This is a genomic window from Pseudomonas sp. Ors-4-3C (assembly GCF_055755035.1).
Genome location: NZ_CM146900.1, coordinates 4,252,659 through 4,277,979 on the forward strand (window position 1 = coordinate 4,252,659; position 25,321 = coordinate 4,277,979).

General features: G+C 61.1%; 18 protein-coding genes. 8 read left to right on the forward strand and 10 right to left on the reverse strand.

Annotated features, from left to right (window positions below):
• Nucleotides 1-42: 42 nt before the first annotated feature.
• From ACVHNU_RS19155 to ACVHNU_RS19165, 3 genes are read left to right on the forward strand one after another with little or no spacing between them, the layout of a single operon-like run.
• The gene (locus ACVHNU_RS19155; protein WP_473018083.1) at nucleotides 43-1,170 is read left to right on the forward strand and encodes a GNAT family N-acetyltransferase; all 1,128 of its coding nucleotides are present in this window, start codon (nucleotides 43-45) and stop codon (nucleotides 1,168-1,170) included.
• Nucleotides 1,167-2,939: a sensor histidine kinase gene (locus ACVHNU_RS19160; RefSeq protein ID WP_003227784.1), complete on the forward strand. Its 1,773-nt coding sequence runs from the start codon at nucleotides 1,167-1,169 to the stop codon at nucleotides 2,937-2,939. The genes ACVHNU_RS19155 and ACVHNU_RS19160 overlap by 4 nt, the downstream gene beginning before the upstream one ends.
• Complete coding sequence (locus ACVHNU_RS19165) at nucleotides 2,929-4,320, forward strand: sigma-54-dependent transcriptional regulator (RefSeq protein WP_262142235.1); 1,392 nt, start codon at nucleotides 2,929-2,931, stop codon at nucleotides 4,318-4,320. The genes ACVHNU_RS19160 and ACVHNU_RS19165 overlap by 11 nt, the downstream gene beginning before the upstream one ends.
• 10 nt (nucleotides 4,321-4,330) lie before the next feature.
• Here the strand turns inward: ACVHNU_RS19165 and ACVHNU_RS19170 are convergent, their stop codons facing one another.
• Both ACVHNU_RS19170 and ACVHNU_RS19175 read right to left on the reverse strand, forming a co-directional pair.
• The gene (locus ACVHNU_RS19170) at nucleotides 4,331-4,996 is read right to left on the reverse strand and encodes a DsbA family oxidoreductase (protein ID WP_400497225.1); all 666 of its coding nucleotides are present in this window, start codon (nucleotides 4,994-4,996) and stop codon (nucleotides 4,331-4,333) included.
• Between the two features lie 294 nt (nucleotides 4,997-5,290).
• Complete coding sequence (locus ACVHNU_RS19175; RefSeq protein WP_003227790.1) at nucleotides 5,291-6,310, reverse strand: alpha/beta fold hydrolase; 1,020 nt, start codon at nucleotides 6,308-6,310, stop codon at nucleotides 5,291-5,293.
• A gap of 351 nt (nucleotides 6,311-6,661) precedes the next feature.
• Here ACVHNU_RS19175 and ACVHNU_RS19180 point away from each other — a divergent pair, with 351 nt between their 5' ends.
• Nucleotides 6,662-11,827: a dermonecrotic toxin domain-containing protein gene (locus tag ACVHNU_RS19180; RefSeq protein ID WP_473018084.1), complete on the forward strand. Its 5,166-nt coding sequence runs from the start codon at nucleotides 6,662-6,664 to the stop codon at nucleotides 11,825-11,827.
• 120 nt (nucleotides 11,828-11,947) lie between these two features.
• Nucleotides 11,948-12,865, forward strand: a complete 918-nt coding sequence (gene metR / locus ACVHNU_RS19185) for a transcriptional regulator MetR (RefSeq protein WP_045122615.1) — start codon at nucleotides 11,948-11,950, stop codon at nucleotides 12,863-12,865.
• A 649-nt stretch (nucleotides 12,866-13,514) separates the two neighbouring features.
• Here the strand turns inward: metR and ACVHNU_RS19190 are convergent.
• The 4 genes from ACVHNU_RS19190 to ACVHNU_RS19205 all read right to left on the reverse strand — a co-directional run bounded on the left by ACVHNU_RS19190 (nucleotide 13,515) and on the right by ACVHNU_RS19205 (nucleotide 16,189).
• Nucleotides 13,515-14,012 (reverse strand): GNAT family N-acetyltransferase, encoded by a 498-nt coding sequence (locus ACVHNU_RS19190; RefSeq protein WP_473018085.1) that lies wholly within the window; start codon nucleotides 14,010-14,012, stop codon nucleotides 13,515-13,517.
• A 2-nt stretch (nucleotides 14,013-14,014) separates the two neighbouring features.
• A complete protein-coding gene (locus ACVHNU_RS19195) occupies nucleotides 14,015-14,653 on the reverse strand; it encodes a LysE family translocator (protein ID WP_473018086.1) in 639 nt (212 codons plus the stop codon).
• Nucleotides 14,654-14,677: 24 nt separating this feature from the next.
• On the reverse strand, nucleotides 14,678-15,106 hold the full coding sequence (locus ACVHNU_RS19200; protein WP_473018088.1) for an NUDIX hydrolase: 429 nt from the start codon (nucleotides 15,104-15,106) through the stop codon (nucleotides 14,678-14,680).
• Between the two features lie 261 nt (nucleotides 15,107-15,367).
• Entirely contained in the window at nucleotides 15,368-16,189 is an 822-nt protein-coding gene (locus tag ACVHNU_RS19205) for a carbon-nitrogen hydrolase family protein (RefSeq protein ID WP_473018089.1), read from the reverse strand.
• Nucleotides 16,190-16,313: 124 nt separating this feature from the next.
• Here ACVHNU_RS19205 and ACVHNU_RS19210 point away from each other — a divergent pair, with 124 nt between their 5' ends.
• Nucleotides 16,314-17,114, forward strand: coding sequence for a helix-turn-helix transcriptional regulator (locus ACVHNU_RS19210; RefSeq protein ID WP_473018090.1), 801 nt, complete (start codon nucleotides 16,314-16,316; stop codon nucleotides 17,112-17,114).
• A 232-nt stretch (nucleotides 17,115-17,346) separates the two neighbouring features.
• Nucleotides 17,347-18,966: an FMN-binding glutamate synthase family protein gene (locus tag ACVHNU_RS19215; RefSeq protein WP_103484894.1), complete on the forward strand. Its 1,620-nt coding sequence runs from the start codon at nucleotides 17,347-17,349 to the stop codon at nucleotides 18,964-18,966.
• A gap of 20 nt (nucleotides 18,967-18,986) precedes the next feature.
• Here the strand turns inward: ACVHNU_RS19215 and ACVHNU_RS19220 are convergent, their stop codons facing one another.
• The 4 genes from ACVHNU_RS19220 to ACVHNU_RS19235 all read right to left on the reverse strand — a co-directional run bounded on the left by ACVHNU_RS19220 (nucleotide 18,987) and on the right by ACVHNU_RS19235 (nucleotide 24,128).
• On the reverse strand, nucleotides 18,987-20,546 hold the full coding sequence (locus ACVHNU_RS19220) for a glycosyltransferase family 39 protein (RefSeq protein WP_473018091.1): 1,560 nt from the start codon (nucleotides 20,544-20,546) through the stop codon (nucleotides 18,987-18,989).
• Nucleotides 20,543-20,905 carry a GtrA family protein gene (locus ACVHNU_RS19225; protein ID WP_473018092.1) on the reverse strand — a complete coding sequence of 121 codons (363 nt, stop codon included), beginning with the start codon at nucleotides 20,903-20,905 and terminating at the stop codon, nucleotides 20,543-20,545. Before ACVHNU_RS19225 ends, ACVHNU_RS19220 begins: the two co-directional genes overlap by 4 nt.
• A gap of 116 nt (nucleotides 20,906-21,021) precedes the next feature.
• Nucleotides 21,022-22,509, reverse strand: coding sequence for a glucosyltransferase domain-containing protein (locus tag ACVHNU_RS19230; RefSeq protein ID WP_473018094.1), 1,488 nt, complete (start codon nucleotides 22,507-22,509; stop codon nucleotides 21,022-21,024).
• Nucleotides 22,510-22,709: 200 nt separating this feature from the next.
• Nucleotides 22,710-24,128, reverse strand: a complete 1,419-nt coding sequence (locus tag ACVHNU_RS19235; RefSeq protein WP_473018095.1) for an amino acid permease — start codon at nucleotides 24,126-24,128, stop codon at nucleotides 22,710-22,712.
• 627 nt (nucleotides 24,129-24,755) lie between these two features.
• Between ACVHNU_RS19235 and ACVHNU_RS19240 the strand changes: the two genes are divergently transcribed.
• Nucleotides 24,756-25,214 (forward strand): REP-associated tyrosine transposase, encoded by a 459-nt coding sequence (locus ACVHNU_RS19240; protein ID WP_473018096.1) that lies wholly within the window; start codon nucleotides 24,756-24,758, stop codon nucleotides 25,212-25,214.
• Nucleotides 25,215-25,321 lie beyond the last annotated feature (107 nt).

Below are 25,321 nucleotides of genomic sequence, written 5' to 3' on the forward strand. Positions count from 1 at the left end.
ACACAGGCCGAACACCACGACTCGCCGACATAAGGAAACGACGTGATCACCGCTCAAGCCTTCTCAACGATCGAAGCGATCGACCGCTGCGCCTGGAATGACTGCTTCGTCGATGAGCTGGAGGACTGGGATTACTACCGCGCCGTTGAACGCGCCGGCATTGACGGCTTTCACTGGCGCTACCTGACGCTGCACGAGGACGGCCGTCTGATCGCGGCCACCGTGGCGTTCATCACGGCCTACTCACTCGATACCACGCTGCAGGGCGCGGGCAAACGTGTCAGTCAGTGGCTGCGCCGACATCTGCCCCGACTGTTCGATATCCGTCTGTACGCCCTCGGCTCGCCGGTGGCGGAGCAATGCCATGTCGGCACGGCTTCGCACATTGCGGCGACGCACCGCCCGTCACTGCTCCGTCAGTTGCTGGAGCTGGCAAGACAGGATGCCGAACACGCCGGGATCGGCCTGTTCGCGGTGAAGGATGCCTCGCATCGCGATCCACAGTGGCTGGAGGTCTGTCAGCAGGCCGGCCTGCAAAGCATGCCCGGGTTGCCCGGTGCCGAACTGCCGATCAGCTTCGCCTCGGTGGACGCTTATCTGGGTAGCCTGGGGAAATCCACGCGCAAGGATCTGCGCCGAATCTTGCGCAACCAGGGGCCGCGTACGGAATGGCGACGCTCGGTGCACGACTTGCTGCCGCGCATGATGGAACTCTACGAAGCCACCCTCGCCCGCAGCGATCTGGCCTTCGAGTGCCTGCCTGCGGCGTACTTTCGCGAAGTCCTCAATCACCTCGATAATCGATCGGCGTGCGTGCTCTATTGGGTCGGCGACGAACTGGTGGCGTTCAATCTGGTATTGCTCGACGAGCAGCGGTTGGTCGACAAGTTTTTTGCCCACGATCTGGCCCGCACGCGGCAGTACAATCTTTACACCCGTAGCTGGCTGGAAAATGTCGACTACTGTATTGAGCACAAACTGGCGATCTATGTGTGCGGGCAGGCCGGCTATGCCAGTAAGCTGCGCCTGGGTTGCTCGTTTGTCGGTAACACCGTGTTCTTCCGCCATCGCAATCCACTGTTCGACCAAATGTTGCGTCTGGTGAAAATATTCGTCCGCCCGGATCGCTCCGATCCGGCCCTGGCAGCTGCAATAAGCGAAATCCAATGATCAATGACCGACGCGCCACGCCCCGACCTTTCGCCCTTTCCGGCTGGAGCCTGCAACGCAAACTGGTGTTGGCCTTCTGGCTGGTCAGCGTGATTCCGACCATGATTGCTGCGGAACTGGCGGCCACCACGCTGTCGCAGATCTTCGACAGCAACGTGCGCATCTGGCTGCAGGAATCGTCGAAGATCGTCGAGGACGAAATCAGCGAAATCCTGCGCGACAACGCCCGCGCCGCTCAGCTGTTTCTGCGTTACACGCGCCCTCCCACCGATCGTCAATCGGCCAAGCACAACAAGCTGACCGCCGACGTCGCCGACTCCATGGGCATCGACGTCGTGGCGCTGGTACGCAACAGCGATCACAAAGTGGTGTACAGCACCGCCGCCGACGACATCGTCAGCCAGATCAGCACCGCCCCGAAAGCGGTACTGCAAACCCTGCAGGTGGGCGGTGTGGCCACCGGCACGGTGATTTCGACGTTCGAGACCGAACAGAGCGGCATCGAATACAAATTGATCATCGGCACTTATCTGGACGACAGCTTCCTCACCAGTGTTGCCGACGTGCATTCGCTTGATCTGCGCCTTTACCTGGCCAAGGGCGATGACTTCTCGGAGATCTTCTCGACCCAGCGCTTTGAGGATCACCCCTTGCAAGTGCCGAAAGGCATTGAACAGAACCTGCGCGAAAGCAAGCGGCCGTTCGAGCAATTCACCAACCGCTACAGCGGCATCTACCGGCCGATCTTCAACGAAAACGGCCAGTTGCAAGGGGTGATTTTCAGCGGACTGCTGCGCCACACCAGCCTGGTCGGCCTGGTCAATCAGAGCAACCTGTTCATCCTGATTTTCCTGCTCAGTTCGGCGGCGTCGCTGGCGGTTGGCTGGCTGGTCTCGCAGCGTCTGACCAAGCCGTTGCGCGGTCTGGCCAGAGGCGTACAAGCGGTGATTGCCGGCGACTATCATCAGCGCCTGAGCGTGAATGGCGGCGACGAACTGGCAGAACTGAGCAGCACGTTCAACCACATGAGCGAACGTCTGGAGGAGTTGCAGCATCTGGAGTCGCAACTGCGCCGCCGTGATCGCCTGCACGCGCTAGGCGAAGTCGCCATGGGTCTGGCCCATGAAATCCGCAATCCGCTGGGCATCATCAAAACCGCCACGCAACTGCTGCACCGCCGTGCCGACCTGCCGGAAACCGACAGGCGACATCTGGAATACGTGGTCAAGGAAGTCAGCCGGATCAATGATCTGATCACCGAGTTTCTCGACTTCGCCAAACCCAGCGCGCCGATCCGCGCCACCCAGTCAGCCCGCGCCCTGGTCGACGAACTGGCCGGTTTTTGCGAGCCGGAGCTGGCCAGCCACAACATTGATCTGCACATCGACGATCAGGCGCCGGGGGCGACGATCTACGCCGATGCCAAGCAACTCAAACAGGCCGGCCTGAACCTGATCGTCAACGCCATCGACGCGATGCCTGATGGCGGCCGACTGACCCTGAGCATCGCCAGCGACGCCAAATACACCATCGTCAGCGTGGCGGACACCGGTCAGGGGATCGAAGCCGACATGCTGGAGCGCATCTTCACCCCGTTCGTCACCACCAAGGCCTCGGGCACCGGACTGGGCCTGGCCAAAGTGTTTTCGGTCATGGAAAACCATAACGGGCGCGTAGAATGTGTCAGCGAAAAAGATGCCGGCGCGACCTTCAGCCTGTACATTCCGGCCAATGGCGAGGACTTCGACGAGAGCGACGATGACGCATAACATTCTGGTGGTGGACGACGAACCGAAACTCTGCGATCTGCTGGCCTCGGCCCTCGGGCAGAACGGCATCAGCGTGTTCACCGCCGGCAATGGCCTGCACGCACTCAAGGTGCTGGAAAGCGAAGACATCGATCTGCTGATCAGCGACTGGCGCATGCCCGGCATGGACGGTCCGCATTTGCTGGCAGAGGTGAAGAACCGTTATCCACAGTTGCCGGTCATCGTCATGACCGCCTACAGCACGGTGAAAAATGCGGTGGAATCAATGCGCAATGGCGCATTTGATTACATCGCCAAACCCTTCGACATCGACGAACTGGACATCACCGTCAGCAAGGCCCTGCAATTTCGCGACATCCTCAAAGACAACCAGCGCATGCGCGCCGAGCTCGACGAGCATCAGCAGATCGACAGCCTGATCGGTGACAGCCCGAGTTTTCGCAACGTGCTGCAAGCGGTGGACTCGGTACGCGAAAGCGCCGCGACGGTGCTGCTCAGCGGCGAAAGCGGCACCGGCAAGGAGATGGTCGCCCGGGCCATCCACAAGCATGGCAACCGCGCCGACAAGCCGTTTGTGGCGGTGAACTGCGCGGCCATCCCTGAAGGGCTGCTGGAAAGCGAAATGTTCGGCCACCGCAAAGGCGCGTTCACCGGCGCCGTGGCCGATCGCATCGGGCGCTTTCAGCAGGCCGACAAAGGCACATTGTTTCTTGATGAAATTGGTGAAATGCCGCTGGCACTGCAGGCCAAGATCCTCCGCGCCCTGCAGGAGCGGGTGATCGAGCCGGTGGGCGATACCAAGGAACGCAAGGTCGATGTGCGGGTGATCGCCGCCACCAACAAAGACCTGTTGCAAGCGGTGGCCAACAAGGAGTTTCGCGAAGATCTCTACTACCGCCTCAACGTGTTTCCGATCCCGCTGCCAGCGCTGCGCGATCGGGTCGAGGACATCGCCCCGCTGGCCCGGCATTTTGCCCACACCCTGGGCGCCGCGGCCGGCAAACGCATCAGCGGTTTCAGCGCGCAAGCCTTGCAGGCGATGACCCGCTATTCATGGCCGGGCAACATCCGCGAGCTGCAGAACTGCGTGGAGCGCGCGACCATCGTCGCCTCCGCCAACATCATCGAGGAACAGGATCTGCCGGCCTACCTGTTCGCCGCGCAAGCCTCGGACAGCAGCGGCCCGCTAAGCGAAATCAACGGTGTCCCGGCGGATCTGGACGCAGCACTCGCCGAAGTCGAGAAGGCCTACATTCTTGCGGCCCTGCAACAGAGCAACGGCGTGCAGGCCGCCGCCGCGCAGTTGATCGGCATCTCCGAACGCAGCTTCTGGTATCGCCTGAAGAAACTCGGGATCCACGTCGACAAGATCGTGCGTTAAGAGCGCTGGCTCAATTGACCGTGCCGCCTTTGGTTTCACTCATGATCTGCCGAATCGCCCCGACAAACGTGTCCACCGGTTGCCCGCCCGTCACCGCGTACTGACCGTTGAACACCACGGTCGGCACCGAACTCACGCCGCGTTGCAGCCACAACTGCTCTTCTGCACGCACCTCATCGGCAAACTCGGCGGAGGCCAGAATCGCCTGCGCACGCTGCCGATCCAGGCCCACGCTTTCGGCAATCTGCGCCAGTTGCGCGTGATCGGACGGATTACCGCCGTCAGTGAAATACGCCTTGAACAGCGCCTCTTTCAACTTCAACTGCAAACCCTCAAGACCCGCCCAATGCAGCAGACGATGAGCATCGAAGGTGTTGTAGATGCGGCTGTTGCCATCGGTGCGAAAGGCAAATCCGACCTCGGCGCCACGGGCACGAATCGCCTCGCGGTTCTTCTGTGACTGTTCCGGGGTCGAGCCGTATTTCTCGCCGATGTGCTCGGTGATGTTCTGCCCGTCCGGGCCCATCTTCGGGTTCAGTTCGAACGGCTGGAAATGAATCTCGGCCTGCACTTCATCGCGCAGGATTTCCAGCGCCTGAAGCAGGCCATACAGACCGACGACGCACCACGGGCAGGAAACGTCGCTGACAAAATCGATTTTCAAAGCGGAACTCATCACACACCTCGCGGACGGAAATCGTGCGGGAAAGTTTGCACGATACACCTGCCTGCTCTTGCGATGACAGTGATGGCCCCTTCGCGAGCAAGCCCGCTCCCACATTCGGAATACGGTTGCCCTTGTAGGAGCGGGCCCCTTCGAGCAAGCCCGGCCCCACATTCGGAATACGGTTGCCCTTGTGGGAGCGGGCCCCTTCGCGAGCAAGCCCGACCCCACATTTGGAATACGGTTGCCCTTGTGGGAGCGGGCTTGCTCGCGAAGAGGCCCTAATCAACACCGCCAAAACCTCGCCTACAGCAGGTTGCCGCTTGCCACCGGCTCGATCTGCGCCCAGTGCGACGTGTCCTCACGGTGCTGTTGCAGATACGGCAACACCGCCGCCAGCAATGGCGCCTTGAACGCCTCTTGAAAACGATGGGCCAACCCCGGAATCAGCTTCAACTGACTGCCACGAATGTGCGCCGCCAGATGCACGCCGTGCATCACCGGCAACAACGGATCGGCCGTGCCGTGTACCACCAGGGTCGGCACCCGCAATTGATTGAGCAACGTCACCCGGCTCGGCTCGGCAAGGATCGCCATGATCTGGCGCTTCACACCTTCAGGATTGAACGCCCGGTCGTAAGCAATCGCCGCCTGATGCAGCAACGCCTGCCGATCATCAGTGACTGAGGGGCTGCCGAGCGCCGCCAGCAGATCGGCCTGCTGCTCAAGCGCCACCTCGCGATTCGGCGCGCCGCGTCGGGCCAGCAGTTGCACCAGCGCCGCACTCGGCGCCGGCAATCCTTCGGCGCCGGAACTGGTCATGATCAGCGTCAGACTCTCCACCCGCTGCGGCGCCATCGCCGCCAGGTGCTGGGCGATCATCCCGCCCATGCTCGCGCCCAGTACGTGAAACTGGTCGACGTGCAGCGCGTCCATCAAGCCCAGCGCATCGTCGGCCATGTCGGTCAGCGAGTAAGGCGCCGACACCGGCAATCCGAGCTTGTAGCGCAGCACTTCAAAGGTCAGGTTGGCCTCGGCGGGCGCTTGACGCCAGGTCGACAGACCGACATCGCGATTGTCATAGCGGATCACCCGAAAACCCTGCTGACACAGCGCAACCACCACTTCGTCGGGCCAGTGGATCAACTGACCACCCAGGCCCATGACCAGCAACAGCGCCGGATCCGAGGCACGTCCGATGCTCTGGTACGCCAGGCTCACCTGTGCCAGATCGACCCGTTGGGTCGGTACATTGACGTCGCAACGCGAAGCCGCCATCGACGGCAGGCCGAACAACAGCGCGGCCAACAAAAGAAATAAACGCATGAAGAAACACCGAAACGCAGAACCCCAGTAGAGCGCGAGTCTGATGAAGTTTGTTCAAGCGCGCTGCCACAGTTGCGTGACAGTTTGATGAAGTTTGCCGAGTGGTCATGCGCCACGAGTCCTGACGATCGTCGCGCCTGTCATTTCCGTCAGTTGTACGCAGCAGGACGTCGGTCAGACCTGTTCACCTTGACCGCATGAGGGCGTGGCTGAACGCCTGACCGGGACACCCTCTGAAACGAATGCCCGCGCCAGCGATAAATATGTACCGCAAGGCCCTGTCACGGCTCGCCTCTAATGGGCATGACCAGCGGAATCACCCGGTGGTCATGCCTTTTGGAGCCCCGGCGCATGTTCGATGCCCTTTCCCCTGTAACGGTCGACTTCGGCCTTGATCCGCCACTGCGGCCAACCCCTGACCAAAACCTCTGTCTTCTGGCGACGACGCGCTTGAACGCCTGTCACCAGCAATGGCTCGACCTCATGGCGCAGCGTATCGGGTTGCCCGACAGCGGCTGGTGGAGCGCTCGTGCGCGCGGTACTGCGCTGTCACGGCGCGATCATGCCGCGAGCCTGTACCGCCGGCATTTCGAAGCGGCCTGTGAGCTGGCGATTGCCGAAGGCCGGCTCAGCCGTTCACAACAACCCCGGCTGGCGCAGTTGCTGACGCCATCGAACAAAATCGCGGCGGATCTGCGGGTCGCGCAACCGGTGCTCAACCGTGTCGGTGGCAACCGTGTGCGCCTGCACGGTGCCCTGATGATCCGTCTCGAGGACGCGGTGTATCTGCTTTATATACCTGCCCAGGCACAACCGCTGCTCCGCTTCGAAGATCAGGCCGGGCTTGAGCACTGGCTGATTGAGCAGTACCCGCATCCGGTGCTCGGCACTTCGCTGGACTTCATCGAATTCGGCCACGAACCGTTCACCCGCGGGCTTGAGCCGCTGATGGCCGGCCTAGCAAGCAGCGTCGGTAGCTGGATCGAGGTGGGCAAGCTTTTCCCCGCCGCGCCAGCCCTGCCCGATAGCTCCGGGCAGAATGCCGACGAGGTTGCACCCTTCGGCTTGCTGGTCGCCGACATTCCTCTGGACCTGCGGCGGCAGGCACTGGCTGTTGAACACCTGGCGCTCGATCGTCTGTTTGGCGAATCCGATCTGCACGCCCCGCAGCGTCAGCAACTGGCCGGTGCTTTCGATGCCTTTGGCCAGGCCCGGCAAGCCAGCCACGATGCGGCGTCGGCGCTGCTCGACAGCCGGGATCCGCTGACAATGCTCGAACTGCGCCGCCACTCGAACGTCCATTACACCGCCCTGTTGCAGGCCCGGATCGCGGGGCTGCGCGCCGAAGTCGAATGGCAACGGGCACTGGAACAACTGACGGCGCAGGAGCATCGGCGGCTCATCACACTGCTGGACGCCCCGGGGCACAACCTGCCGGCATCCGAAGGGGTGATCGCGCGCGTGTCGTTGTCGGCGACAGACCAGGGCCTCACCCGGGTCGAAGACCTGCCCGGCGTACTGATCATCGCGGCGCCTTCGGCGCTGGCGCCGGACTCCACAGACAGTCTGCTGCTTTACTGGCCCGGGCAGTGCGGTGGACTGCAACGCTTCACCTCGCGTCAGGCGCTGGAGCAAAACCTGTTCAAGCGCTCGCCGTACGACCGCGAACTGGCCCTGCACCTGACGCCACTGTCCGGCGATGCCCTGACCTGGTCCCTGGATCAGCAGCTCTATCAGTGCGAACAACAGGCCGCGACCATCATCCGCGATCACCCGCTGCCCACGCATGCCGAGGCGCGCAAAGCCGCGATGGAACAGCTGAGTGAACAGCATCTGTCACGCTTGACCGTAGCGCTGGCGCAAGCCCGCGCACGGGCGTTTGCCGAGCGTCAGGAGCAAGACCAGAGCGCTGCGCTGGCCGGCAACCTGCCCGCGTGGTTCAACACACTCGACGACGACAGGCGTACACGGCTCAAGGCGCTGATCAATCGCTATCTCGCAGCAATGCGACACGCTCATGCGCTGCTCGAACGAGAACTGCCACCGCGTCAGACCTTCGCCGATAAACGCATCGACGCGCGCTTGCGCCACGACTTTGCACTGGTAAAAAGCGTGCGTGTGAGCCTTGATCTGCCCGACTCCACCTCCTGGCAAAAGACCCTGATCGCGGGCGCCGCGCCCGGCACTCCGCAACGCAGTGTCCTCACCGCCAGCGCCGGGCGCAGTGATCTCAGCCTGGAACAACTGGCCCAGAACAACATCGACCAGGACATGTGGTGGCGACTGTCGTTCATGCAAGTCAAGGTCAGTGCCGAGGACGAAGGTGATCGGCAGCGTGTCGAGGCGGGCATCAACCCGGTCTATCTGCGCCAGCTGGTGACGCAACTGGATCTGGCCGGACGCTACGAAATCCTGATTCGCCAGGCGTTTTTCGGCACGCCGACAGAATCCGCGTTCACCCAGGCCTGGCGCCGCGAATGCCTGAGCGAACCGTGGCGCCTGATGCTCGAACTGCAGGGTGAGTTCGCCTTGCTGCAGCAGCACATCGACAGCGCCGGCCATGCCGTGCTGAAAATCGCCATCGACGCGACAACGGCTCAAGCCTATGCCGTCGACGGCAAGCGCATCGCGTTGCTGCCGGTGCACCTGACGGTCGGCGGCACCGACACCGCGCATCAGGGACCGAGCACACTCGCCGGGGTCACCTTCATCGTCGAGCAGGTCAGTGGCCTGACCCTGCTGTACCTGCCCGACAGCAGCGACGCGATCTTCCTGCGGCAGTACGCAACACTCGAGCAGGCGCGTCTGGATCTGTTCCGGCGCTGCGTTGACCGCAACATGGTCAACTACCTCGCCGGGCGTGCCCTGAGCGGCGATTTCGCCAGCCATGTCAGCCGGATCAATCAAGCACAACTGCGCAACTTCGATGCCCTGATCGGCGTCGGCATGGCCTGGCCGGCGACCACTTCGCTGGCCAGTCATCTGCTGAACGTACACATGGGCCGCTTGCTGGAAGCTCATCGCGACAGTTCGCGCTCCAACGATGCGTTGTATCTGGAACATTGCGCACTGAAGTCCGGCGCCCTGTTCAACTATCTGAAAATGGCCATCGGCATGCTGCCGTTCGTGGGCACAGCGGTGGCGCTGTATGACGCCTGGCAAAGCGCCAACCTCGCCGTGGCGGCGTTCTTGCGCGGTGAACTCGGCCACGGTCTGGCAGAAGTGGAAGCGGTTCTGTTGTCATTGATCGACGCCGCTATGGACGTGCTGCCGGGCACAGTCAGCGCGCCCGCCGCCGCACGCCTGGCAACCCGGCAGCGGCAACAGGCGACACTGGGCAGGTCCGCCGCACTGCGCACGTCCTGGCAATGGTCCCGACATTCGCTCGACCGTTTCAAGGGCTACGAATACGAACACGACATTTCCCTGGCCGGCCTGAGCCCGGCGACCGAAGGCGTTTACCGCAATGTCTACCGCCATGCCGAGGGCGATTTCATCCTGCGGCTGGGCCGCGTCTATCGCGTCCAGCTCAGCGAACAGCCACGCGGCTGGCGTTTGTACGGGACGTGGATGCGCGGCTACAAACAGCCGATCGCCCTCGACGAATTCGGCCAGTGGAACACCCACTACGCGGTATACGGCACAGTGATGGACGGTGGCGGCGCAGGCGGTGGCGCGGTGCTCGGGCATCTGGCCGATGGCCTCCAACCGCTCTGGCCCGAGGCCATCCGCCGCTGGCTGCCAGAGTGGTGGACCAATCGCCAATTGCGCCGGCAATTGACCCTGAACAACACCATCGACGCCTACGCCCGCCGCCTGCAGAACCAGACACGCACCACCAATCAGTTGCTGGAAAACTACCAGAGACTCGACTTTGTCCAGCGCAAGCCGCTGCTGGCAGAGGTCGACACGGCCTGCGTCAATGACATCGACAAAGCCATCGAGCTGTTCCAGAGCTCGGACGAACTGCTGCACCTGAGCCGCGGCAACAAAGTCCAACAGCTCAAGGAATTGAAGAGCCGCAGTGCCCTGGTGGTGGTGGACCGCGCAGTACAACGCGCGACCGTGGCCCGCGATCGCTTGCTCGAATACCTGAACCGGGTCGATGCGCTGGTCGCCGAATCCGACGCCACGCCTTACAACCAGACGGCAGCGCACGTGCAGCTGCTGGCCCGACGCAAATGGGTGCGCAAGGCTTTTCTCGAGGAGTTCGATCAACTGCACGCGATCATCGAACAGGCCAACCTGTGGAACAGGCGCATCACCAACAATACCCAGAGGGCGAAGATGGCCGCCGACATCACGGCCCTCAACCGCAATTTCGGCGATCGCAATCACCACTACCTCAGAACCGCCCACCTGCTGGAGATCATCACCCGCTACGAAGCGGTCGACGATCTGTACTGGATGTACTTTCACACACAGATGAAGGACGCCCGGATAAAAGTCGGACGCGCACTGCTGACCCAGCATCATCTGCCCGAGACCAATGCCAGCGTGGCCCAGCGCAACCGGATCATCGAGGATTCCCTGGAAATTTATGCCGGTTTCCGCCGTCAGTTGAAGGCCTGGACACTGGGCTATCCGCAGCATCTGGAGCTGGAGCAGATCGCACCGTTTCTCGACAGTCTGAGCAAGGTCGAAGAGCACGCGCGGCATGCGCTCAAACAGCCGCCGCCGATCAGACGCCGAGAGCCTGGGGCCAGGCAACTGTTCGAAACCGAGGACAACCAGTTGCTGATCGGCACCGAGGCCCTTGATGAAAGTACCCGCCAGGTACGCTTCATCGTGGCCGGCGACGGCTTCCATGAAACCTGGCTGCGGCGCCCGAGCGGCAAGTATCACTTGCAGACGCGCCACACCGCGACCACGCCGTCCCTGCCTAGCGATGTCAGACCCTTGCTGGCCGAAGCCCGGCAGCGGCTCGCCGCTGTCACCGCCTACCAGGACAAGGTGAATGGCTACGCCCGTCAGGACATGTTGCCGGTGGACCTGGAACACATGCTCGTCAGCGAAGCGACGGAACTGAGCTCTCGGGCGCAGGCGATCGAGCGGCTGTCGCCGACCGACCCACTGGTCGCGCAATTGCACGCCACCGCGCAGGCGTTGCAACGGGCCGGGCGCAGGTTGCGCATCGACCAGTCACTGCGCAGCAAGACCCCCACTGAAGGCTATCTGGACTATCTGCTGCAACAGCAAGTGGTGGATATCCGCAAGGAAGGTGAACTGCGGGCCCTGGGCAGGCGCGCCGACAGGAGCAAGGATTTCCTCCAGGAGTACGAAGTCCGCGACCTGACCAGCCATCCGCCGCGCACGCTATGGTATGCGCACTTTCACTACACCTCGGACAGGGCGCCGTTCGGGGATTTCGCCAAAGCTCATCTGAAATTGCCTGAACAACGCAATCTCGGCCTGCAATGGCAACAGGCCCAGGGTGCTGGCGGCGCACAGGTCGAGGCGATCTGGCGTGGGGATATCGGTAAACCGCTGGGCAACCAGCACTTCGCTCACCTCTAAAGCAAAAAACAGCGGGGCACGGGTGTGCTCCGCTGTACTTCAAGCAGTCGACAGCCCCGCCAACATGAGACAAACTCACCGCATTCGCCTCAATCACAAATTTTGTTCATGGAGCCTGCGGTGCTTGAAATCCGTCATCTGAAAACCCTGCATGCCCTGCGCGAGGCCGACAGTCTGGTGGATGCCGCCGACCGCCTGCACCTGACGCAGTCGGCGCTTTCGCACCAGTTCAAGGAGCTGGAGGAGCGCATGGGCATGCCGCTGTTCGTACGCAAGACCAAACCGGTGCGCTTCACCAGTGCCGGCCTGCGTCTGCTGCAACTGGCTGACGCGACCCTGCCGCTGCTGCGTGCCGCCGAACGCGACATCAGCCGACTGGCCGGTGGCACCGCCGGGCGCCTGCACATGGCGATCGAATGCCACAGCTGTTTTCAGTGGCTGATGCCGACCATCGACCAGTTCCGCGACGCCTGGCCGGAAGTCGAACTCGACCTCGCCTCGGGCTTCGCCTTCGCCCCGCTGCCGGCGCTGGCCCGGGGTGATCTGGACCTGGTGGTGACCTCCGATCCGCTGGACATCATCGGCATCACCTACGTGCCGTTGTTCACCTACGAAGCGATGCTCGCGGTCGCCAACCAGCATCCGCTGGCAAGCAAACCGTACATCGTTCCCGAAGACCTGCTGAGCGAAACCCTGATCACCTACCCGGTGGAACGCGATCGGCTGGACATCTTCACCCGCTTCCTCGAACCGGCCGACATCGAACCAGCGCAAGTGCGCACCTCGGAACTGTCGGTGATGATGATGCAACTGGTCGCCAGCGGCCGTGGCGTCTGCGGCATGCCGCACTGGGCGCTGCACGAATACAGCTCACGCGGCTACGTGAAGGCCAAGCGCCTGGGCGAAAAAGGCCTGTTTGCCACGCTGTACGCGGCGATTCGTGCGGACATGCTCGATGCACCGTACATGCGCGATTTCCTGCTGACCGCCAAGGACACTTCGTTCTCGACACTGGATGGCGTCAGCGCGGTGCGCTGACACACATCCCACTGTGGGAGCGGGCTTGCTCGCGAAAGCAATCTGTCAGTTGACGGGTTCTGCACTGACCCACCGCATTCGCGAGCAAGCCCGCTCCCACAGGGGAACAGTGTGATTTCAAGAGGTGGTGATGGGCGGTGAAGCGCATGCTCGACAACATTGATCCCCTTGCCTGAAACACACATCCCCTTGTGGGAGCGGGCTTGCTCGCGAAAGCAATCTGTCAGTTGACGGGTGCTGCACTGACCCACCGCATTCGCGAGCAAGCCCGCTCCCACAGGGAATCGTGTGATTTCAAGAGGTGGTGACGGTCGGTGAAGCGCATGCTCGACAACATTGATCCCCCTGCCTGAAACACGCATCCCACTGTGGGAGCGGGCTTGCTCGCGAAGGCAATCTGTCAGTTGACGGGTGCTGCACTGACCCACCGCATTCGCGAGCAAGCCTGCTCCCACAGGGAATCGTGTGATTTCAAGAGGTGGTGACGGTCGGTGAAGCGCATGCTCGACAACATTGATCCCCCTGCCTGAAACACACATCCCCCTGTGGGAGCGGGCTTGCTCGCGAAAGCAATCTGTCAGTTGACGGGTGCTGCGCTGACCCACCGCATTCGCGAGCAAGCCCGCTGCCACAGGGGGACAGTGTGGTGTCAGAGCTGGCGCCACATGTGGATCTTGTCGAAGTAGTCTTCACCCACGCGCACCGCCAGCGGCTCCAGTCCGAACTGGATGAAGCCGCAGCGCTGGTACAGCTTGAACGCGGCGTCGTTGCCGGCGGTGACGGTCAGCTGAATCAGTTTCAGTTCCGGATGGGTGTGTGCTTCGGCGATGGCGGCCTCGACCAGTTTTTGCCCCAGACCGTGCTGGCGAAAGTCAGCTGACACGTACATGCCGAACAAAGTGGATTTGTGCCGGGCCTTTTCCCTGGGTTCGAAAGCCAGGCCGACGATGCCGGCCAATGTGCCCGCTTCGAACGCACCGAGCACCACATCGAGCTTGCTGGTCAGACGCCCTTCCCACCAGCTCAACGGCATCGCCGCACGCTCGCGCACGCTGGAGGTGAACGCCTGCGGGTGGCGGTCGTAGGCCTCAAGCATCAGCTCGCGGTAAGCCAGGGCATGACTGGCGTCCAGCCGTTCGATCCACATGCTCACGCCGTCCTGCGTTGTTCAAGCATCAGGCGCACCGCCAGACCGGCGAGTACAAAACCCATGAAATAACGCTGCAGCGCCAGCCATGTCGGGTTGCGCACAAACCACGAGGCGATACCCGCCGCGAACAGCGCGATCAGCAAATTGACGCAGAAACTGACGCTGATCTGGGTCAGGCCGAGGAGGATGCTTTGAGTGAACACCGAGCCGTGTTCAGGGCTGATGAACTGCGGAAACACTGAAAGATAGAACACCGCGATTTTCGGGTTCAGCGCGCTAGTGAGAAAGCCCATGGTGATCAGTTTGCGCGACGAGTCCGGCGGCAATGGCTGCGCTTCGAACGGCGAGCGCGCACCGGGTTTCACCGCTTGCCAGGCCAGCCACAACAGGTACAACGCGCCGGCCCATTTCAGCACTTCATAGGCCATCGGCACCGCGAGAAACACCGCCGTCAAACCGGCGGCAGCCGCGAACAGGTGCACGAAAAACCCCGCCACCACGCCAAGCAACGAAGTGACCCCGGCCTTGCGCCCCTGACAGATCGAACGCGAGATCAGGTAAATCATGTTCGGCCCCGGCGTCAGAACCATCAACAGCGCGGCGGCAGCGAAGATCAGCAGGTCTGGAAGCGGGATCATGGTAGGCGTCCTGTGCGTGAATGATCAGGCAATCGCGGTGAGCGAGTGGCGATAAAACGGCAGGATCAGATCCCGTGTCAATGGCGCCAGAACGACAGCAGGATCAGTGGCCGGATCGACCCAGATCATTTCCTCGATTTCGGCAGCGGGCGTCACGTCGGCATCGATCGTCAGCTGAAAAATCTCCGCGTGAACAACAAACCCCGGCTCGTTGGCAGCAGGCGCCGAGAACTGCCCGAGAAATGTCGCCTGCGCCGGATCAATCGCCAGCCCCAGCTCTTCTTCCAGCTCGCGGGCCAGCGCGTGCACCGGCAACTCATGCGCTTCGATCTTCCCGCCCGGCTGCATGAATGCCTTGGTGCCGCGCTTGCGCACCAGCAGGGTCTGACCCTCGGGATTGAGCAACAGGGCGGCAGCGATGCGAATGATTTTTTCGTTGAGAAACGTCGACATGAAGAGCAGGCCCCTAGCGCAAAAGCCGCAAGCATCACATGCCCGGCGCCGGACGCAAAGCCTCTGTGGGAGCTGGCGCGGTTGCACTGATTTTTTGGGGGATCAGGCAGGTGTGTTGTCCATGAGACCGCCTTCGCGAGCAAGCCCGCTCCCACAGGACGTGCGCGATCATTGTGAGAGTGTATTTCCACAGGGGAACGCAGTCTCTGTGGGAGCGGGCTTGCTCGCGAAGGCGTCAGCTCGCTCGACACGGAATCCGGATCAGCGCAAAGGAATCAGCAACTCGCGCAGTCCCGAAGCGTGCTCCAGCACCTCCCCCGGCAGCTTCAGCCGCTGATCCTGCAGATAGCGATAATCCTTGCGCGCAACCTCCAATTGACTGAAATCCAGCTCGACGCTGAACTGCCCTTCTTCACGACCGGCCTCGAACAGCAGCGTCCCCAGCGGATCGACCAGCGCACTACCACCGGCAAACATCAAGCCGTCGTCCCCGGCCTCGACGCGGTTGACCATCAGCGCAAACGCCTGGTTCTCCTGAGCGCGGGCCATGATCGCGGTGCGATGGGTCGGGCCGTACGGGTCCATGTTGCCGTTGGTCACGATCAGCAAATCGGCGCCCAGCTGTGCCAGTGCACGGGCGGATTCGGGGAATTCGATGTCGTAGCAGATCAGCAGTCCGACGCGCACGCCGTTCCACTCGCAGGTGGAATAGCGGTCGCCCGCCTCGAACACGCCGCGATCCGAGGCCCACAAATGGGTCTTGCGGTATTTCAGGGCAATGCCTTCCGGGGTGATCAGCAGCGTGGTGTTGTAGAAGCGCCCGTTGTCATTCTCGGCCAGGCCGATCACCACGGCGATGTTGCGCTCACGGGCGGCGGCCAGCACGGCGCTGACGGTCGGGCCGTCCACCGGCTCGGCGATCTGCGCCACGGTCTCGGCCGTCGGGAAGCCCATCAGGTGAGTTTCCGGGAACACGATCAATTGCGTATCGGCCGCGCACGCCGCAATCGCCGCGAGGGCGCGTTCGAGGTTGTACGCGGTGCCAGTGTCACGGCCCGCCAGTTGGGCGAGTTCGACTTTCATGAAGATTCCTTGTTGTGGGCAGCGGGCGCCGAAAGATTGCCCGGTGGCTGTCTGTGGGCCAGTATGCGCAGCTGCGACCGGCCGGGGAATTACGCGGCCGGGGTAACCCGACAGGGGTAGATCCATGACCGTTTCACTTGATGACATCACCTGGCACCGCGCCGTCGGGCAACTGATCGAGGCGCTGGACAAGCCGAATTTCTGGGCGCAACTGGTGCGTCTGCTCGACCAGTACGTGGCGTTCGATAGCTGGGTGGTGCTGCTGTTCAGCGCCGATCAGCATCCACAGGTCTTCGCTGAATGCCCCGGCGAGGACGGCAGTCCCGACCCGTTGTTTCAGGACTATCTGCGCGGGTTGTACCGGCTCGACCCGTTCTACATTGCCTGCCGCGAGCAGTCGCGCACTGGCATGTACCGCTTGTCGGAGGTGGCGCCAGAGCATTTCGAGCTGACCGAGTATTACCAGCGATACTTTCGTCTGAATGTGGTCGCCGACGAAATCCAGTTCAATTGCCAGCTCGAAGGCGAACGCACGTTGTGCCTGTCGCTGGGCAGTGAAAAACGTTTCACTGGCGAACAGATTGCTTTGCTGTCTTTGATCCAGCCTTGGGTACTGGGCCTTTTGCGCCAGCGCCTGCCGTACGAAATCAATGAAACCGTGGCCCTCGCTGCCGCGCCGGCGCAGGTCGACTGGCGGGTGCAACTGGAAGCATCGGTGCAACGACTCAAGGGCGCACACCTGACCGCCCGGGAACTGGATGTCGGGCGTTTGATGCTCAGCGGTTGCTCCAGTAAAGAAATCGCCCGTAAGCTGGAAATCTCCGTAGAAACCGTGAAAGTCCATAAGAAACATATGTACAGCAAGCTGGGGATCAAATCCCAGTCGGAGCTGTTTTCGATTTTTCTCCAGGCGCAGAACGCCTGAAAAGCCTTGGCACGCAGGAGATCTCTGAAGCTTGGAATCCCCTGTGGCGAGGGAGCTTGCTCCCGCTCGACTGCGCAGCAGTCGCAAAGCCTGGTCACGCGATGCATCAGACAGACCGTGATGGCCAGGTTTGGGGCTGCTGCGCAACCCGGCGGGAGCAAGCTCCCTCGCCACAAGAGCAAGCCAGTCTGCGCGCCATGGGTAACCATTGAGTCCGAACCAAGGAAACCGTATGAGCCTGTCACTCCTGAGCCGCTACGCCTTCTTTGCCGTCTGCGTGATTTTCACCCTCGCCAGCCTGCCCTTTCTCGAACACGACTGGCTGTGGCCGATCACCGCCGTCACCGGTGTGTTGAGCCTGCTCGGTGTGTTCGACCTGCTGCAGAGCCCGCACGCGGTGCGCCGCAACTACCCGATCCTGGGCAACATCCGCTATCTGGTCGAAGGCATCCGCCCGGAAATTCGTCAGTACCTGCTGGAATCCGACAGCGACGCCCTGCCCTTCTCCCGCGCCCAGCGCTCGCTGGTGTATTCGCGGGCGAAAAATGAAAGCGCCGACAAACCCTTCGGCACGCTGATCGACGTCTATCAATCAGGCTTCGAATTCATTGGCCACTCGATGCGCCCGGCACCGTTGAGCGACCCCAACAGTTTCCGCGTCACCGTCGGCGGCCCGCAGTGCACCCAGCCCTACTCGGCGTCGGTGTTCAACATCTCGGCGATGAGCTTCGGCTCGCTCAGCGCCAACGCCATCCGCGCGTTGAACCAGGGCGCCAAACTCGGCAACTTCGCCCACGACACCGGCGAAGGCAGCATCAGCCCGTATCACCGCGAACACGGCGGCGACCTGACTTGGGAACTGGGCAGCGGCTACTTCGGCTGCCGCACCAGCGATGGCCGATTCGACCCGGAGCGCTTTGCCACCCAGGCGCAGAATCCGCAGGTGCGGATGATCGAAATCAAGATGAGCCAAGGCGCCAAACCCGGCCACGGCGGGATTCTGCCCAAACACAAGGTCACCCAGGAAATCGCCGACACCCGTGGTATCCAGATGGGCGAAGACTGCATCTCGCCGTCACGCCACAGCGCGTTTTCCACGCCGATCGAAATGATGCATTTCATCCAGCAATTGCGTGAACTGTCCGGCGGCAAACCGGTGGGCTTCAAGTTCTGTCTCGGCCATCCGTGGGAGTTCATGGGCATCGCCAAGGCCATGCTGGAAACCGGCATTCTTCCGGACTTCATCGTGGTCGACGGCAAGGAAGGCGGGACCGGTGCCGCACCGGTCGAATTCACCGACCACATCGGCGTGCCGATGCGCGAAGGCCTGCTGTTCGTGCACAACACCCTGGTCGGCCTGAACCTGCGCGACAAGATCAAACTCGGCGCCAGCGGCAAGATCGTCAGCGCCTTCGACATCGCCAGCGTCCTGGCCATCGGCGCCGACTGGGCCAACTCGGCGCGCGGTTTCATGTTCGCCATCGGCTGCATCCAGTCGCAAAGCTGCCACACCAACAAATGCCCGACCGGCGTCGCCACCCAGGATGCTCTGCGCCAACGCGCCCTGGTCGTCCCGGACAAGGCCCAGCGCGTCTACAACTTCCACCGCAACACGCTCAAGGCGCTGGCAGAAATGCTCGCTGCCGCCGGCCTCGAGCATCCGTCGCAACTGTCGGCCAAACACCTGGTGCGACGCATGTCCGCGACCGAGATCAAACTGTTTTCGCAGTTGCATGTGTTTCTGAAACCGGGGGAATTGCTCACCGGCGAGGTGAATGGCGAGTTCTATTCGCGGATGTGGCAGATGGCGCGGGCGGACAGTTTTGAGCCGAGCGAGGTGGTGGCTGCATAAGCGCAACTGGAGTGCTGGCTTCAGTTGAGGTCGGCACTCCGGTCGCAGGCAAACGAATACAACGAAACGTTCCCCTCCTGCAACGATTGCAAAGGTCTCCTCCCTTTTGCAAAGCGCGGTGGTTCATTCGGCAAAACCGTATCGGTAATCCACCAGATTGTTCGGCCTGCACAATCAAGCACCGTCACACCATCGATATAGGCATTCAATACTGGATCATTGAGCAGGCCAAACACGCCTTGACGGGTGAGCTGCAAGAATCCATCAATTGATGTGCGGATCTCGAACTTTGGATCAATACCTGTGGTGTTGTAATAAGCGAAGCTCGGATACCAGAAAGCACTGGCGATCACGATCTTGTCTCCTGGATGCGCCAGCCGATTCAACTGAGTCACCAATGAGCTGAAGCTTGTGTCCTTGCGTGCGCCTGTCCCGTTTAATCCATCGGTTTGTCGGTACACCATCGTCAGACCGTGAACTTGCATAATGACCAATAACAGCAACGTAGCGCTCGCCAGAATGATTCGACGCCGTCCCCAGATATCCAGCGCCGCCGCAGAAATCAGCGCGAGGGCCGGCGCGCAGAACACCAGGTATCGGGGTACAAAAAAAGGAAGCGCCAAGGCAACCAGATACAGTGCGAGCAGCGGAACAAAGAAGTAACTGACCAGCAAAACACTGAAGTGACGTTTGCCGGGGTTGCTGATGATGATTGTTCCGGCAAACACCAACATCAGCCCACACGGCAACAGTTGCCACGTCAGAGGTATTGAAGCAGCCTCCCCGAGAACGGTGAACTGCCAGACAATCGTCAAGGCTCCCTGCAACGTCACAGGTTTTATCCAGTCGAAGCTGCCCGTGCCACCCAGCTGCTGGATGAAATGGGGAATCCAGGGCAAATACAGAAACACGATCGCAATATTGGCAACTAACCATGAATGCGCTGAAATCGCCGCGCCGTCGCGAGTGGCCCGGCTCTGCCACCAGAACAGCCAATGCACCAGCACACACAATCCTGCGAAGTAGTGGGTATAAAACGCGGCAGTCATCAGCAAAACGTAGATCAACGCAAAGCGTTTTTGCTCAGGCTGTCTTGCCCAACATAGCAATGCCACGGTTGCAGCCATCAGCCAGAATCCAAGCAATGTGTACATCCGTACTTCTTGACTGTAACGCACTGAAATCGGTAGTAGCGCCAGCAGTACCGCAGCAATCCAGGTGGCCCTGCGTGTCGAGATCAGACTCATCAGCTTGATGCAAAGCAGCAACGTGCCGATATCGGCCAACACACTGAATGCACGAGCCGCCAAAGGAGACTCTCCCCACACTGCCACCCAATAATGCAGCAGCACATAATAAAGCGGCGGATGCACATCCAGAGCGGTCAACGCCCAGATGCGCGCCGGCGTTTCTCGAGCCAGCAGCAGACTGTAGGCCTCGTCATTCCAGATCGCGGGGACTGTAATGGAGTAGAACCGCACGCACAGCGCAATAATCAGAACTGCCGCCAGAGCCAGCAGATCGACCCGTACTGAAACATTCGCATCTTTTAAAAAAGGTACGGCCACCAAGGATTTCATGTCCGTTGTCCACGAAACAGCACAAAGCGGAAAAAGCCGTAACCCAACATCAGGTTCAACGCGGTAAACACCGTTACCGTCAGCAGACCACCCCAGCCACGCGTATCGGCAATCCTGCCGATACCAAAGCTTGCGCCCCCCATCAGCCCCATAAACAGCAAGTAGCCGAATACCGGGGTTTTGCTGTCGAAGGTGTAGAGCATGTTCACGTAAAACGAGAACGCCGCCGCCACGCAGAACGCAGCGAAGTTGCTGGCTGCCTGGGTCAGCCCGGCGGCGCTGCACAGGACGAAAAAAATCTGCCAGTGGATCAGGGCATCGGCAATTCCAATCACTGTCAGCGCAGGAAATCCTTTCATTACGGTTCCTTGCCATGGCTTCGTCCGGGGGACTTTCGAAGCTAGGGCAAGGCGCTTGAACGGTCTACTGTCAGAAATTACAGGTAGTGGCCATAATCAGATGAACGGTCGCTCATTCACCACAGCAACAATCTGCCGTGGGGCGGTTCCTTCATGACGATGAAGCCGTAATCACCGATCAGGTAAATCCGGTAATACAGGCTGTCCACCAGCGCTGGAAAACCCTGGTAGCCGACGCGGGTGGCGTTGCGCCGTTCGCGTTCGGCGACCACGTTGGTGATGCCCGCTGCCGGCAGATTTTCCGCAAGCACGAAGTAATCGACGTTGAGCAGATAGGGCAGCACCGGTAGCCGTTTGAATGAACCGGCCGCACTGGCCAGCCAGCGATCGGAGTAGCTCACCGAGAGGTAGATGCGCTTGGCTTCACGCAGCTCGCGATGTTCGGCGATGTCGTGGCTCAGGCTGTACAGCGCACTGTTGGAGAAGGTTTTCTGCAGGCTCAGCACCCGGCCGTACGCGAAGGACAGCGAGAGTGTCGCCAGCAGCGGGATGATCAGCAGCAACGGCAAGCGACGGTGCCCGGATGCCAGCGCAACGTGCGCCAGATAGAACAATCCCGACAGCAACACGCCGAACCCCATCAGGGTCCGCGCGCCTTCATTGAAATCCCGGAACAGCAGGGTGATCCCCGGCACCAGCAAGGCCAGAACGGGCAGCGTCAGCAAGCCCGGCAGCAAGCTTTGCCAACGAGGCTGACGACGCTGAACCAGCCGCACGCAGCCGGCGAGCGCACACAACACCAGCGCAGCGAAAACCCACAGGTAGCCGCCGTGAAACAACAGCGCGACTTTCTCCAGGACCCGCGCGAAGTTGACGCCAATCTGCAGCAGCGGTTGGGCGCCTCCGTTCAGCAGATCCGTTTTTCGTAATGTATCCATGAACGGGTAAGCGGTGACGCTGTAGATCAGGATGCCCAAAACCGCTTGTGCGAGTTTCCAGCCCAGCATGCGCAAGGTGTCCGGCCAGCGGGTCTGCTGGTGGACGGCCCTGAGCAGTTCCACGCAACACAGACCGAGAAACACATTGAAGCTGATCTGATAAAGACCGATCGCCAGCGCTAGCAACGCCGCCGGCACCAGCCAGCGCTGCACCCGCGATGAACCTTCGAACGTGATGGCGTAGATCACCGCAACCATGCTCAGGGCCATGATCGGGCCGTCGTATTGATAAGACAGGTTCTGCAACAGGAACGGGTTGTACCAGAGCGGTAACGGCACCAGACAACAGGCCAGCGTCGGTTCGGCGAAGTAGTGAAAGGTCAGGCGGGTCAGCGCCAGCGACATGGCAAGGGTGGCGAGCAACAGGGGTAACGGATAGATGTTCGGCGCGGAACCCGTGAATGTCAGCGCCTGATAAAACCAGTCGGCAAACAACCGCCCCTGCCCGGCCCAGGCATTGCCGGCGGCCAGCGTGCGCCAGTTGTCGTCGATATAGGAGAAGTCGGCGAGGATCAGTGGCAGGACGTACAACGCGGTGGCGAGCAGGAAGAACAGCAGGGCTTGCCGGTGACTGAGCTCTCGTTCGAGAAATGCGCTCGCCCTCATGTCTGCGCCTCGGTTCACTGCCGCGCGGAATTGCAAAGTGATACAGGTTTGAGCCTTGGATGCGGGGTTTGTATCGCTCTTTCAGACCGGCGGTAAAACGGCAAAAGATCTCAGCCTGCGGCAGCTCCTACAGGGTGAATACATATCCCGTGTAGGAGCTGCCGCAGGCTGCGATCTTTTGCTTTTGCTATCGCGCTACATCAACTGGCCGAACGCACCGCGCCTTGCGCTTCACCGGTCGGCTGCAACTTGAACACGTAGAACAACACCGTCAGCAGCACCAGGAACGCCGGCCCCACATACAGCGCCACGCGAGTGTCCGGGAAGTACGCCATCAGACCGACCACCAGCACCAGGAACGCCAGCGCAAAGTACGAGCTGACCGGGTACAGCCACATCTTGTATTTCAGGCCGGCCCGTTCGCTGGCACTCAGGCCTTTGCGGAATTTCAGTTGGGCCAGCAGGATCATCACCCAGGTCCAGATCGCGCCGAAGGTCGCAATCGAGGTCACCCAGACGAAGACTTTCTCCGGCACCAGGTAGTTGAGCAGCACGCCGATCAGCAGCGCGAAAATCGACAGCAGCAACGCCCGACGTGGCACGCCGTTGGAGGTCTTGGCGAAACCGGCCGGGGCCTGGCCGTTCTGCGCCAGACTGTAGAGCATGCGCCCGGTGCTGAAGATGCCGCCGTTGCACGACGACAGTGCCGCGGTGATCACCACGAAGTTGATGATGCCGGCGGCGGTCTTGATCCCCAGACGTTCGAAGGTCATCACGAACGGGCTGCCCTGGGTGCCGATTTCGTTCCACGGGTAGATCGACAGGATCACGAACAGTGCGCCGACGTAGAACAGCAGAATGCGCCAGAACACCGAGCCGATCGCATCGGGAATGGTTTTCTGCGGGTTCTTCGCTTCACCGGCGGTGAGGCCGATCATCTCGACACCGAGGTAGGCGAACATGACCATTTGCAGGGACATCAGCACACCGGTCACGCCGTTGGGCATGAAGCCGCCGTGGGCCCACAGATTGGAAATCCCCAGCGCCACGCCCTCGTTGCCGAAACCGAAGGCGATCACGCCGATACCGCCAATCACCATGGCGATGATGGTGACGATCTTGATCAGGGCGAACCAGAACTCGAATTCACCGAAGGCTTTTACCGCGATCAGGTTGATCGAACCCATGCTGACCAGCGCCGCGAGGGCCCAGATCCAGCGCGGTACATCGGGGAACCAGATGCCCATGTACACGGCGACGGCGGTGATTTCCGCGACGCAGGTCACCAGCCACAGGAACCAGTAGTTCCAGCCGGTGAGAAAGCCCGCCAGCGGGCCGAGGTAGTCCTGGGCGTAGCGGCTGAACGAACCGGCCACCGGGTTGTGCACGGCCATTTCGCCGAGGGCGCGCATGATCACCAGGATCGCCAGGCCGCCGAGAATGTACGACAGCATGATCGCCGGACCGGCCATTTCAATGGCCTTGGCCGAACCCAGGAACAGGCCGACGCCGATACAGGCGCCGAGCGCCATCAGGCGGATATGCCGTTCACCGAGTTCGCGTTTGAGCGGGCCGCCGTGAGCGGTCTCGCCATGGGGCAGGTGATTGCCGACTGGCATAGGGATACAACCTCGTCTTGTTATTGGATATGACCACCGAGTGGCGAAGCGTCGGCCGATAGGCCTCATCTTCCCGAAACCGCATCCACCTCGTGGGCAGACACGTCTCGCAGGTCCCGACCTGCAAGATCAGCGGGGCGTGCAGTATAAAAAGCTTGTGACAGGGCTTTTCACTCTATAAGCAACAACATTCAGCGGGAACTCTCGGCGCAAAGCCGGTTTACGGAGAGGCATTAACTGCTTCACGTAGGAATAGTCGCCACCAAAAAGGCCGGCGAGTATTGCACAGCGTTGGTGCATCGTCATGTACCTGCTTTGGTGGTATTGCACAGGGGGATGGCTCTATTCAGGCTGTTTCGATGAACTTGACGGTCTAGCCCCCTGTGGCGAGGGAGCTTGCTCCCGCTCGGCTGCGAAGCAGTCGTAAAACCTGCGTACGCGGTTTTTCAGAAAGATCGCGATTACAGGGATTGGGGGCTGCTACGCAACCCAGCGGGAGCAAGCTCCCTCGCCACAGAAGGCGCAACATCTGGATGTTTTCGGAAACTTCGTACAGCCATCGCAGACCCAAGCCTTGAACGAGGCGACTAGCGTGAATCAGGATTGAATTCGCAAAGGACGCACGGAATGCGTAAACACCTACATTCACATCGGCTTCGCCGTGGGCGCTGTTCGGAATACGGACGTGCTTATCTGATTACCGCCGTGGTGTATCAGCGCCGCAGGATATTCAGCGATTGGCAGGTGGGTCGTTTACTGGTAGCGGAACTCAGGCGAGCTCATGACCAACGATGGGTGGACTCGATTGCCTGGGTGGTGATGCCTGATCACTTCCACTGGCTGGTCCAACTGGAGGAAATGCATATGGAAGGCCTGATGCAGGCAGTGAAATCCCGCAGCACATTGTCGATCAATCGCGCCCTGAACCGAAAAGGCGCGTTTTGGCAAACCGGCTATCACGACCGAGCCATCCGTGATGGAGAAGACTTGAAACCCTTTGCCCGTTACATCATCGCCAATCCCCTGCGGGCCGGATTGGTGGAGCGGATAGGCGACTACCCGCTCTGGGACGCCTGCTGGCTCTAAAGCTCCCTCGCCACAGGTACAGTTTTCTTCAGAAACCACCCCACTCAAACCCCGCACTTTTTTTTCCCCATCACCAACCACCGTCTAAGCTTCAGTCAAGTCCGATC

What these genes read in the sequence shown, in the direction of transcription:
- ACVHNU_RS19160 (WP_003227784.1), top strand. Translation starts at nt 1,167, where the DNA reads ATGATCAATGACCGACGCGCCACGCCCCGACCTTTCGCCCTTTCCGGC.
- ACVHNU_RS19165 (WP_262142235.1), top strand. Translation starts at nt 2,929, where the DNA reads ATGACGCATAACATTCTGGTGGTGGACGACGAACCGAAACTCTGCGAT.
- ACVHNU_RS19170 (WP_400497225.1), bottom strand. Translation starts at nt 4,996, where the DNA reads ATGAGTTCCGCTTTGAAAATCGATTTTGTCAGCGACGTTTCCTGCCCG.
- ACVHNU_RS19175 (WP_003227790.1), bottom strand. Translation starts at nt 6,310, where the DNA reads ATGCGTTTATTTCTTTTGTTGGCCGCGCTGTTGTTCGGCCTGCCGTCG.
- ACVHNU_RS19180 (WP_473018084.1), top strand. Translation starts at nt 6,662, where the DNA reads ATGTTCGATGCCCTTTCCCCTGTAACGGTCGACTTCGGCCTTGATCCG.
- ACVHNU_RS19190 (WP_473018085.1), bottom strand. Translation starts at nt 14,012, where the DNA reads ATGTGGATCGAACGGCTGGACGCCAGTCATGCCCTGGCTTACCGCGAG.
- ACVHNU_RS19195 (WP_473018086.1), bottom strand. Translation starts at nt 14,653, where the DNA reads ATGATCCCGCTTCCAGACCTGCTGATCTTCGCTGCCGCCGCGCTGTTG.
- ACVHNU_RS19200 (WP_473018088.1), bottom strand. Translation starts at nt 15,106, where the DNA reads ATGTCGACGTTTCTCAACGAAAAAATCATTCGCATCGCTGCCGCCCTG.
- ACVHNU_RS19205 (WP_473018089.1), bottom strand. Translation starts at nt 16,189, where the DNA reads ATGAAAGTCGAACTCGCCCAACTGGCGGGCCGTGACACTGGCACCGCG.
- ACVHNU_RS19210 (WP_473018090.1), top strand. Translation starts at nt 16,314, where the DNA reads ATGACCGTTTCACTTGATGACATCACCTGGCACCGCGCCGTCGGGCAA.
- ACVHNU_RS19215 (WP_103484894.1), top strand. Translation starts at nt 17,347, where the DNA reads ATGAGCCTGTCACTCCTGAGCCGCTACGCCTTCTTTGCCGTCTGCGTG.
- ACVHNU_RS19220 (WP_473018091.1), bottom strand. Translation starts at nt 20,546, where the DNA reads ATGAAATCCTTGGTGGCCGTACCTTTTTTAAAAGATGCGAATGTTTCA.
- ACVHNU_RS19225 (WP_473018092.1), bottom strand. Translation starts at nt 20,905, where the DNA reads ATGAAAGGATTTCCTGCGCTGACAGTGATTGGAATTGCCGATGCCCTG.
- ACVHNU_RS19230 (WP_473018094.1), bottom strand. Translation starts at nt 22,509, where the DNA reads ATGAGGGCGAGCGCATTTCTCGAACGAGAGCTCAGTCACCGGCAAGCC.
- ACVHNU_RS19235 (WP_473018095.1), bottom strand. Translation starts at nt 24,128, where the DNA reads ATGCCAGTCGGCAATCACCTGCCCCATGGCGAGACCGCTCACGGCGGC.
- ACVHNU_RS19240 (WP_473018096.1), top strand. Translation starts at nt 24,756, where the DNA reads ATGCGTAAACACCTACATTCACATCGGCTTCGCCGTGGGCGCTGTTCG.